This is a genomic window from Streptomyces sp. NPDC054796 (genome assembly GCF_053611545.1).
Window position 1 is genome coordinate 1 of sequence record NZ_JBSHAO010000062.1, and the last position, 10,566, is coordinate 10,566.

Below are 10,566 nucleotides of genomic sequence, written 5' to 3' on the forward strand. Positions count from 1 at the left end.
GGGCACATGCCCCGCCGGCCCCTCCGGCCGTTCGCATGGATGGCGTCAGACGCCGTAGTCGTCCGCCTTGCTCGGGGTCGCGCCCTGCACCATCCCGCTGAGGGTGAGGGAGCGGGCGCCGAAGCGCGCCGTGTCGCAGTTGTTCTCGTCCAGCACGCGGATGGCCGCGTCGTGCACCACCCGCAGCACCGGGGTCGCGGCGCGCAGCGCGTCGTCGGCCATGAAGCGGTGGCGCCACGGCTTGTCCGCCCAGGCGTGCCGCAGCCCGAAGGGTTCGGGCAGGCTCAGCTTGCCGCCCAGGAAGTCCAGCACGGGCGGGAACCAGGTGAACGGGGCCCGCGCGGTGAGCCGTACGACCTCGCCCGCCTCCACCAGCGGCAGCGACACCGACTTGGTCTCCCAGAACCGCACGCTCTTGGAGACCTCCTTCTTCTTGGGCGAGGGCTTCGTCGTGAAGAGGGGGTGCACCGGGCCGAGCGCGTGCCCGGTGACCTCGATGCGCAGGGTGTGGTGGAGCACGGTGACCGTGGTCAGCAGGGTGATGACCAGTTGGCCGTCCCACAGTACGAACTGGACGCCCAGATAGTGGCGGTTGCCGCTGCCGAACTGCTGCTCGTTGCAGATCCGCTGTATCTCGAAGTCCTTGATGCGGTAGCCCTCGACCTCCTGGCCCTCAGGACGCGTCACGCCCTTGGCGCCCTCGCCGATGGGCGAGACGATCCAGTGCCGTATCGAGGGAGTGGGGAAGCCGCCGGTGTGGATCGGCTTGCGCTCCAGCAGCCGGAGCTGGTCGTGGATGGCGCGCACCACGTCCCAGCTGCGGAACGGGTTGATGTCGGTGTCCGCCTCCTTGGGCGTCAGCTCCTCGGCGAGCTGCCAGCTTCCCCAGCGGGTGCCCATGCCCAGTATCCCCTTGGGGCCCGCGTAGTAGACGAGGTTGCTGGACTGCTCGGCGGACAGCTTGGCCAGGCCGAGCCTGATGCGTTCGGCGCCCGCGTCGTTCGGGTCCTGGGGGACCGCCTCGGGGATCTTCGCGCCGACCCCGCCGCCGCCGAGCAGCTGCTCCCACTGGCCGCGCAGGATCTTCGCGTACTTCTCGCAGACCTGCTTGGCCCACAGCCAGCCGACGATGGGGGCGACGAGCATCGCGCGCAGATAGAGGCCCCAGAAGCCGGAGATCGGCAGTTTCAGCAGGAAGAGCACGCCCAGGCCGCCCAGCGCGACCATGACCGCCATGCCGAGTGCGCCCATGCGCTTGTTCTGCGCGCCCGCGATGGCGCGGCGCAGCTGGAAGGCGAGCAGCCACACCAGGACCCCGGGCAGGAAGACCAGCCCGAAGAAAACCATGATCACCGTCAGTCGGGAGTCCCGGTCCTTGCGGACGCGGTTGGCGGCCAGGCAGTGCTCCACCACGGACTGCGGCTCGATGCCGAAGGACTGGATGAGCGCCTTGCGGGCGCCGCCCAGCATGCGCACCTGGACTGCGCGGGAGAACGCCTCGCCCAGGTTGGGTTCGAACAGCGAGATTCTCGGCTTCTTCACCGACGCGCCGTCGTTGGCCTTCAGCAGATCCGTCACGGGCCCGTCCCGGTAGGCGGCGGAGGCGAGCGCCTGTGTGGCCGCCGTCTGCCCGCCGGAACCGGAGAGCGGGATCTGTGCGCCCGGACGGAAGTCGGACGCCACCTCACCGCTGCTGCGATCGTCGAATCCGGCCACTGAACCCCCACTTCACCGTGCGCTGACATGTGCGTGTGTGTGCCGACCACCGGCCCTTTTCCCAACTGCCGTGGTCGGCACACCTCTTGCCCCAGCGTAGTGGTGCTCAGCCGCCGTTCCCCTCCGCCTCCAGGATCTTGGCGGCCAACTGCTGCGGCATCGGCTCGTGGCACGCGTACGTACGGGAGAACCGGCCCGTCCCGTGCGAGAGCGACCGCAGGTCCACCGCGTACCGGCCGATCTCGATCTCGGGGATCTGCGCCCGTACCAGCGTCGTGCCGCCCGGGACCTGTTCGGTGCCAGAGACCCGGCCGCGCCGCCCTGACAGGTCGCTCATCACGGAGCCGACGTACTCGTCGGCGACCATGACGGCCAGCTCGGCCACCGGTTCCAGCAGGTGGATGCGCGAGGCGGCAGCGCACTCGCGCAGCGCGAGCGAGCCCGCCGTCTGGAAGGCGGCGTCGGAGGAGTCGACGGAGTGCGCCTTGCCGTCGCGGAGGGTGACGCGGATGTCCACGAGGGGGTATCCGGCCGCGATGCCCTTGGCGGCCTGCGCCCGTACGCCCTTCTCGACGGACGGGATGAACTGCCGGGGTACGGCGCCGCCGACCACCTTGTCCACGAACTCGATGCCCGAGCCCTCCGGCAGCGGTTCGACGGTGATCTCGCAGATGGCGTACTGGCCGTGGCCCCCGGACTGCTTCACATGGCGCCCGCGCCCCTCCGCCTTCTCGGCGAACGTCTCACGGAGCGAGACCTTGTGCGGGACGGCGTCCACCTGGACCCCGTAGCGCGTGCGCAGCCGCTCCAGGGCGACGTCCACGTGCGCCTCGCCCAGGCACCACAGGACGAGCTGGTGGGTGTACGGGTTCTGCTCCAGCCGCATCGTGGGGTCCTCGGCGACCAGCCGCGACAGCCCCTGCGAGAGCTTGTCCTCGTCGGACTTGCCGTGTGCCTGGATGGCCACGGGCAGGAGCGGGTCGGGCATGACCCAGGGCTCCATGAGCAGCGGGTCCTCCTTGGCCGAGAGGGTGTCGCCCGTCTCGGCCCTGCTCAGCTTGGCGACGCAGGCCAGATCGCCCGCGACGGCCCGGGTGAGGGGGCGCTGCTGCTTGCCGAAGGGGAGGGACAGGGCGCCGATGCGCTCGTCCGCCTCGTGGAGGGGGCGGGCCTCGTGGGTCTGGTCCTCCAGGCCGTGCCCGGAGACGTGCACCGTCTCGTCGGGGCGCAGGGTGCCGGAGAAGACACGGACGAGGGAGACGCGGCCGACGTACGGGTCGGAGGAGGTCTTGACGACCTCGGCGGCCAGCGGTCCTTCGGGGTCGCAGGTCAGCGCGGGGCGCGGGGCTCCCTGCGGGGTCGTCACGCCCGGGATCTCGCGCTCCTCCGGGGTCGGGAAGCCGCCGGTGATCAGCTCCAGCAGTTCGACGGTGCCCAGGCCCTGGGTGCCGTTCTCGGGCGCGGGCGCCGCTGCCAGCACGGGGTGGAAGACTCCGCGTGCGACGGCCTTCTCCAGGTCCTCGGTCAGCGTCTTGATGTCGCATTCCTCGCCGCCGAGGTAGCGGTCCATGAGGGTCTCGTCCTCGCTCTCCGAGATGATGCCCTCGATGAGCCGGTTGCGGGCCTCCTCGATCAGCGGAAGGTGGCCCTCCTCCGGGTCGCGCTCGGCACGGGCGCCCGAGGTGTAGTCGAAGAGCCGCTGCGAGAGCAGCCCGATCAGCCCGGCCACGGGCGCGTGCCCGTCCGGGCCCGTCTCGCCGTGCAGCGGGAGGTAGAGGGGGATCACGGCGTCGGGGTCGTCGCCGCCGAAGACGCGCTGGCAGATCGCCGTCATCTCCTCGAAGTCGGCCCGCGCGGCGTCCAGATGCGTTACGACGATCGCCCGCGGCATGCCCACGATGGCGCACTCGTCCCACAGCATCCGGGTCGCGCCGTCCACGCCGTCGGCGGCCGAGACGACAAAGAGGGCCGCGTCCGCCGCGCGCAGACCGGCCCTGAGTTCGCCGACGAAGTCGGCGTAACCGGGAGTGTCCAGGAGGTTGATACGGACGCCGTTCCACTCCACCGGTACGAGCGAGAGCTGCACGGAGCGCTGCTGCCGGTGCTCGATCTCGTCGTAGTCGGACAGGGAGCCGCCGTCCTCGACCCGGCCCGCCCGGTTCACCGCGCCCGAGGTCAGGGCGAGTGCTTCGACCAGGGTCGTCTTTCCCGAACCGCTGTGGCCGACCAGCACCACATTCCGTACGGAGGAGGGGCGGTCGGCCGCCGCTGCCCTGCCGGCGGCTCCGGGGTGTGCGCTCGCTTTGTCGCCCATGTGTCCCGCCTTCCGGTCGACACCTGCTGGACCGTGCTGAATGTCCGGGCCGGGGTTCGCGAACTTCGCGGTGGTTCACGGACCCCGCGGTTCTTCGAGCTTTCCACCGCAGCCGACAAGCGTCCATACGTGGGACACGGTCGTGTCACGGGGCGCCGTGCGGGGGTCCCGGAGGGCGTAAGCGGAATCCGCGCGCGCCCCGCTGCGGGGCCCGGGCGGAAGCCGCGCGCGGGCCCGTGCGGGCACCGCCGGTGCCGGTCGCGCGCGCCCGCGACGCTCGCCGCGATCCCTTCGCGGCGGGCCGGTGCCGCCTGGCTACGATGGGCCCGCCGGTGGCCGCACCGCCACCCGGCTCGCTATCGACCTTCGGGACGGCCATGCTGAACAAGTACGCGCGTGCCTTCTTCACGCGTGTTCTCACCCCATTCGCCGCACTGCTGCTGCGCCTCGGAGTGAGTCCCGACACGGTCACGCTGATCGGCACCGGCGGTGTCATGGCGGGCGCCCTGGTCTTCTACCCGATCGGCGAGTTCTTCTGGGGCACCGTCGTCATCACCCTGTTCGTCTTCTCGGACCTGGTGGACGGCAACATGGCCCGCCAACTGGGGCGCTCCAGCAGATGGGGCGCCTTTCTCGACTCCACCCTGGACCGGGTCGCCGACGCGGCCGTCTTCGGCGGGATCGCCCTCTGGTACGCGGGTGGCGGCGACAGCGTCATGATGTGCGCGGTGACCATCTTCTGCCTCGCCAGCGGCCAGGTCGTCTCCTACACCAAGGCACGGGGCGAGAGCATCGGCCTGCCCGTGAACGTCAACGGACTCGTCGAGCGCGCCGAGCGCCTGGTGATCACCCTGGTCCTCGCCGGGCTCTCCGGCTTCACCGCCTTCGGCGTCCCGTACATCGGCGTCCTGCTGCCCATCGCCCTGTGGGTGGTGGCCATCGGCAGCGCCGTCACCCTCGGCCAGCGCGTCGTGACCGTGCGCCGCGAGGCCGCCGAGGCCGATGCCGAGGCAGAGGCGGGAGGTGCCGCGTGAGCGCCGCCAAGGACAGGCTCACCGACTCCCTCTACCAGCTCGGCTGGGCCGGGGTACGCAAGCTGCCCGAGCCCGTCGCCGTGGGCATGGGCAGGCGGATCGCCGACGCGGCGGTGCGGCAGCGCGGCAAGGGCGTGCGACGGCTGGAGTCCAATCTCGCCCGCGTGGTGCCCGACGCCTCGCCCGCACGCCTACGGGAGCTGACGAGGGCGGGCATGCGCTCGTACCTGCGCTACTGGATGGAGTCGTTCCGGCTGCCCGCCTGGAGCGAGCAGCGCATCCGCGGCGGCGTCCACGTGCACGACGTGGAGCGGCTGACCGACGGCATCGACTCGGACCGCGGCGTCATCCTCGCCCTGCCGCACATGGCCAACTGGGACCTGGCGGGCGCCTACCTCACCACCGAGCTGAAGACGCCCTTCACCACCGTCGTCGAACGGCTCAAGCCCGAGTCGCTCTACGACCGCTTCGTCGCCTACCGCGAGGGCCTGGGCATGGAGGTGCTCCCGCACTCGGGGGGCTCGGCCTTCGGCACCCTGGCGCGGCGGCTGCGCGCGGGCGGGCTCGTGTGCCTCGTCGCCGACCGCGACCTGTCGGCCTCGGGCGTCGAGGTGTCCTTCTTCGGCGACACGGCACGGATGCCCGCCGGGCCCGCCATGCTCGCCCAGCAGACGGGGGCGCTGTTGCTGCCCGTCACGCTCTGGTACGACGAGTCCCCCGTGATGCAGGGGCGGGTGCACGCGCCCGTCGAGGTGCCCTCGGAGGGGACGCGCAAGGAGAAGAGCGCGGCCATGACCCAGGCCGTCGCCGACGCCTTCGCGGGGGGCATCGCCGAGCACCCCGAGGACTGGCACATGCTGCAACGGCTGTGGCTCTCCGACCTGGAGCCGCGAGAGGGGGAGACCGCATGAGGATCGGGATCGTCTGCCCGTACTCCTGGGACGTGCCGGGCGGCGTCCAGTTCCACATCCGCGATCTGGCCGAGCATCTGATCCGTCTCGGTCATCAGGTGTCCGTCCTGGCACCGTCCGACGACGACACCCCGCTGCCCCCGTACGTGGTGTCGGCGGGGCGCGCGGTTCCCGTGCCGTACAACGGCTCGGTGGCCCGGCTCAACTTCGGCTTCCTCTCGGCGGCCCGGGTGCGCCGCTGGGTGCACGACGGCGACTTCGAGGTCCTGCACATCCACGAGCCCGCCTCGCCCTCCCTCGCGCTGCTCACCTGCTGGGCGGCGCAGGGCCCCATCGTGGCCACCTTCCACACCTCCAACCCGCGCTCGCGGGCGATGATCGCGGCGTATCCGATCCTCCAGCCCGCGCTGGAGAAGATCAGCGCGCGCATCGCGGTCAGCGAGTACGCGCGCCGCACCCTGGTCGAGCACCTGGGCGGCGACGCCGTGGTCATCCCCAACGGCGTCGACGTGGACTTCTTCGCGCGCGCCGAGGCGAAGGAGGAGTGGCAGGGCACGCCCGAGGCCCGCACGATCGGCTTCATCGGCCGCATCGACGAGCCGCGCAAGGGCCTGCCCGTGCTGATGCGGGCCATGCCGCGCATCTGGGAGGAGCTGCCGGGCACCCGGCTGCTGGTCGCGGGCCGGGGCGACGAGGAGGAGGCCGTGGCCGGGCTGCCCGAGGAGATGCGTGAGCGCGTCGAGTTCCTCGGCATGGTCAGCGACGAGGACAAGGCGCGGCTGCTGCGCAGCGTGGACCTGTACGTCGCGCCCAACACCGGCGGCGAGTCCTTCGGCATCATCCTCGTCGAGGCGATGTCCTCGGGCGCCCCGGTCCTCGCCTCCGACCTGGACGCCTTCGCGCAGGTGCTGGACCAGGGGGAGGCCGGGGAGCTGTTCGCCAACGAGAACGAGGACGCGCTGGCCGCCGCCGCGCTGCGCCTCCTCGCCGACCCCGCGCGGCTGACGGAGCTGCGGGAGCGGGGCAGCCGTCACGTGCGCCGCTTCGACTGGTCCACCGTCGGCGCCGACATCCTCGCCGTCTACGAGACCGTCACCGACGGCGCCGCCTCCGTGGCGCCCGACGAGCGCACCGGACTGCGCGCCCGCCTCGGCCTGGCGCGGGACTGACCGGTCGGCCGCCGTACCGACCGACCACACACGGGCCGACCACACACGGGAGCGTTGCGACGATGCCCACGATGACCACCCTGATCCTGCTCGCCGTAGCCCTGCTGCTGATCGGCGTCTATCTGAGCTGGACCGCCGGACGCCTGGACCGGCTGCACGCGCGGATCGACGCGGCCAAGGCGGCACTCGACGCACAACTGCTGCGCCGCGCCTCCATCGCACAGGAACTGGGCACCTCCGGGGTGCTCGACCCGGCCGCCTCGATCGTGCTCTACCAGGCTGCGCATGACGCGCGGCAGGCCGAGGAGGAGCAGCGCGAGGTCGCCGAGAGCGAGCTGAGCCAGGCGCTGCGCGCGGTGTTCGCCGAGGACGCGCAGGCGGAGGCCGTACGGCAGGCGCCGGGCGGCGAGGAGACCACGGCCGAGCTGATCGCGGCCGTGCGCCGGGTCCCGATGGCGCGGCGCTTCCACAACGACGCGGTCCGCGCGGCCCGAGCCCTGCGGCGGCACCGCAAGGTCCGCTGGTTCCGGCTGGCGGGCCACGCGCCCTTCCCGCTGGCCTTCGAGATGGACGACGAGCCCCCAGCGGCGCTGGCGGCGGGGCGGCCGGGGGAGCGCTGAGACGGACCGGACCGGACCGGTTCGGACTGGGCCGGTCCGAGAGCCGGGGCGCGGTGGCGTGCGTCGGCCGCTCGCGAGGCGTGAGGGGGCAGGCCACCGCACGCGGATTGGACCTTTTCCGCCGCGCCCCTGGTCGGTGACGGTAGGTGTACGGACCTGACGTGGTCCTGTCGCAGCGCATACCGTCGAGTGAGGTCAAACCGTGTCCACCCCGTCGTCGCCCGCCCCGTCCGTCGCACAGACCCCCGAGACCGGCACAGCGCGCGTCAAGCGCGGCATGGCCGAGCAGCTCAAGGGCGGTGTGATCATGGACGTCGTCACCCCGGAAGAGGCGAAGATCGCCGAAGACGCCGGAGCCGTCGCGGTCATGGCCCTGGAGCGGGTCCCCGCCGACATCCGCAAGGACGGCGGCGTCGCCCGCATGTCCGACCCGGACATGATCGACGGCATCATCAACGCCGTCTCCATCCCCGTGATGGCCAAGTCCCGCATCGGCCACATCGTGGAGGCCCAGGTGCTCCAGGCACTCGGCGTCGACTACATCGACGAGTCCGAGGTGCTGACCCCCGCCGACGAGGTTAACCACAGCGACAAGTTCGCCTTCACCACCCCGTTCGTCTGCGGCGCCACCAACCTCGGCGAGGCCCTGCGCCGCATCGCCGAGGGCGCGGCCATGATCCGCTCCAAGGGCGAGGCGGGCACGGGCAACATCGTCGAGGCCGTGCGCCACATGCGTCAGATCAAGGGCGAGATCGGCAAGCTCAAGGCCCTGGACAACAACGAGCTGTACGCCGCCGCCAAGGAGCTGCGTGCCCCGTACGAGCTGGTCAAGGAGGTCGCGGCGCTGGGCAAGCTGCCCGTCGTGCTCTTCTCCGCCGGTGGCGTGGCCACCCCGGCCGACGCCGCGCTGATGCGCCAGCTCGGCGCCGAGGGCGTCTTCGTCGGCTCCGGCATCTTCAAGTCGGGCGACCCGGCCAAGCGCGCCGCCGCCATCGTCAAGGCCACCACGTTCTACGACGACCCCAAGATCATCGCGGATGTCTCGCGCGGCCTGGGCGAGGCCATGGTCGGCATCAACTGCGACACGCTCCCCGAGGGCGAGCGCTACGCCTCCCGGGGCTGGTGACCGGCGCGGGTTTCAGGCGAGGGCCCGTCAGCACGTCCGTGAGCACAGAGGAGAGAGAAACCCTGTGAGTACCCCCATCGTCGGCGTCCTCGCCCTCCAGGGCGACGTCCGCGAGCATCTCGCCGCGCTCGACGGCGCGGGCGCGCGGGCCGTTTCCGTGCGCCGTCCCGAGGAGCTGGACGCGGTCGAGGGGCTGGTCGTGCCGGGCGGGGAGTCGACGACGATCTCCAAGCTGGCCGCCGCCTTCGGGCTGCTGGAGCCGCTGCGCGAGCGCGTGCGCGCGGGCATGCCCGCCTACGGTTCGTGCGCGGGCATGATCCTGCTCGCCGACAAGATCCTCGACCCGCGCTCTGGCCAGGAGACCGTCGGCGGCATCGACATGATCGTGCGCCGCAACGCCTTCGGGCGGCAGAACGAGTCCTTCGAGGCGGCCGTCGACATGGCGGGCGTGGCGGGCGGTCCCGTGGAGGGCGTCTTCATCCGGGCGCCCTGGGTCGAGTCGACGGGCGCGGTGACCGAGGTCCTGGCCACGTACGAGGGACACGCGGTCGCCGTACGGCAGGGGAACCTGCTGGCCACGTCCTTCCACCCGGAGCTGACGGGCGACCACAGGGTCCACGGGCTCTTCGTGGACATGGTCCGCGCGGCGGCCTGCGCCCCCGCGGCGGAGGTCGCCTGAACCCGGCCGGGAGCCCGGCACCGGATCAGGAGCGACGGGCAGGTCTGTACGCTGCGTGCCTGGCGGTAGGATCGCCGCGTTGATTCTGTTGGTGACTTTGAAGGAGCGAGGCTGTGTCCGGCCACTCTAAGTGGGCAACCACCAAGCACAAGAAGGCCGTGATCGATGCCAAGCGCGGCAAGCTCTTCGCGAAGCTGATCAAGAACATCGAGGTCGCGGCCCGCATGGGAGGCGCCGACCCCGCCGCCAACCCGACCCTCTACGACGCCATCCAGAAGGCGAAGAAGAGCTCGGTCCCCAACAAGAACATCGACAGCGCGGTCAAGCGCGGTGCCGGTCTTGAGGCGGGTGGCAAGGAGTACGAGACGATCATGTACGAGGGCTACGGCCCCAATGGCGTCGCCGTCCTCATCGAGTGCCTCACCGACAACCGCAACCGCGCCGCCTCCGACGTCCGCGTCGCCATGACCCGCAACGGCGGTTCGATGGCCGACCCGGGCTCGGTCTCGTACCTCTTCAACCGCAAGGGCGTCGTGATCGTCCCCAAGGGCGAGGACGGCCTCACCGAGGACGACGTGCTGGGCGCCGTGCTCGACGCGGGTGCCGAGGAAGTCAACGACCTGGGCGAGAACTTCGAGGTCATCAGCGAGGCCACCGACCTGGTCGCGGTCCGTACGGCGCTCGTCGACTCCGGCATCGACTACGAGTCGGCGGACAACAACTTCCTCCCCAGCGTGCAGGTCCCGCTGGACGAGGACGGCGCCCGCAAGATCTTCAAGCTGATCGACACGCTGGAGGACAGCGACGACGTGCAGAACGTCTTCGCCAACTTCGACGTGTCCGACGAGGTCATGGCCCAGGTCGACGCCTGATCAGGCGCCTGGCCCGAGTGGGCATCGGGTGGCGGTCCGGGGGACCCCCCCGGCCCCCACCCCCGCCGCCGGGGCCGAGCCCCACCCCGGGACCCGCGCCAACCGCCCGCTCCCGCCCCCCCCGA

9 protein-coding genes are annotated in these 10,566 nt (G+C 71.5%); 7 read left to right on the plus strand and 2 right to left on the minus strand.

What is annotated here, in order from left to right:
• Positions 1–45 precede the first annotated feature (45 nt).
• Entirely contained in the window at positions 46–1,716 is a 1,671-nt protein-coding gene (locus ACWGJ2_RS34040) for a hypothetical protein (protein WP_453350199.1), read from the minus strand.
• Between the two features lie 106 nt (positions 1,717–1,822).
• Positions 1,823–4,030, minus strand: coding sequence for an elongation factor G-like protein EF-G2 (locus ACWGJ2_RS34045; protein ID WP_453350200.1), 2,208 nt, complete (start codon positions 4,028–4,030; stop codon positions 1,823–1,825).
• Between the two features lie 377 nt (positions 4,031–4,407).
• Here ACWGJ2_RS34045 and pgsA point away from each other — a divergent pair, with 377 nt between their 5' ends.
• The 7 genes from pgsA (at position 4,408) to ACWGJ2_RS34080 (ending at position 10,441) form a co-directional block, all read left to right on the plus strand.
• Positions 4,408–5,064, plus strand: coding sequence for a phosphatidylinositol phosphate synthase (gene pgsA / locus ACWGJ2_RS34050; RefSeq protein WP_453350234.1), 657 nt, complete (start codon positions 4,408–4,410; stop codon positions 5,062–5,064).
• Complete coding sequence (locus ACWGJ2_RS34055; protein WP_453350201.1) at positions 5,061–5,975, plus strand: phosphatidylinositol mannoside acyltransferase; 915 nt, start codon at positions 5,061–5,063, stop codon at positions 5,973–5,975. The genes pgsA and ACWGJ2_RS34055 overlap by 4 nt, the downstream gene beginning before the upstream one ends.
• A complete protein-coding gene (locus ACWGJ2_RS34060) occupies positions 5,972–7,144 on the plus strand; it encodes a glycosyltransferase family 4 protein (RefSeq protein ID WP_453350202.1) in 1,173 nt (390 codons plus the stop codon). The genes ACWGJ2_RS34055 and ACWGJ2_RS34060 overlap by 4 nt, the downstream gene beginning before the upstream one ends.
• A 62-nt stretch (positions 7,145–7,206) precedes the next feature.
• On the plus strand, positions 7,207–7,764 hold the full coding sequence (locus tag ACWGJ2_RS34065; protein ID WP_453350203.1) for a hypothetical protein: 558 nt from the start codon (positions 7,207–7,209) through the stop codon (positions 7,762–7,764).
• Positions 7,765–7,966: 202 nt separating this feature from the next.
• Complete coding sequence (pdxS, locus tag ACWGJ2_RS34070) at positions 7,967–8,890, plus strand: pyridoxal 5'-phosphate synthase lyase subunit PdxS (RefSeq protein WP_453350204.1); 924 nt, start codon at positions 7,967–7,969, stop codon at positions 8,888–8,890.
• A 64-nt stretch (positions 8,891–8,954) separates the two neighbouring features.
• Positions 8,955–9,569 (plus strand): pyridoxal 5'-phosphate synthase glutaminase subunit PdxT, encoded by a 615-nt coding sequence (gene pdxT, locus ACWGJ2_RS34075; RefSeq protein WP_453350205.1) that lies wholly within the window; start codon positions 8,955–8,957, stop codon positions 9,567–9,569.
• A gap of 113 nt (positions 9,570–9,682) precedes the next feature.
• Positions 9,683–10,441, plus strand: a complete 759-nt coding sequence (locus tag ACWGJ2_RS34080) for a YebC/PmpR family DNA-binding transcriptional regulator (protein ID WP_453350206.1) — start codon at positions 9,683–9,685, stop codon at positions 10,439–10,441.
• The last annotated feature ends 125 nt before the right edge of the window (positions 10,442–10,566 follow it).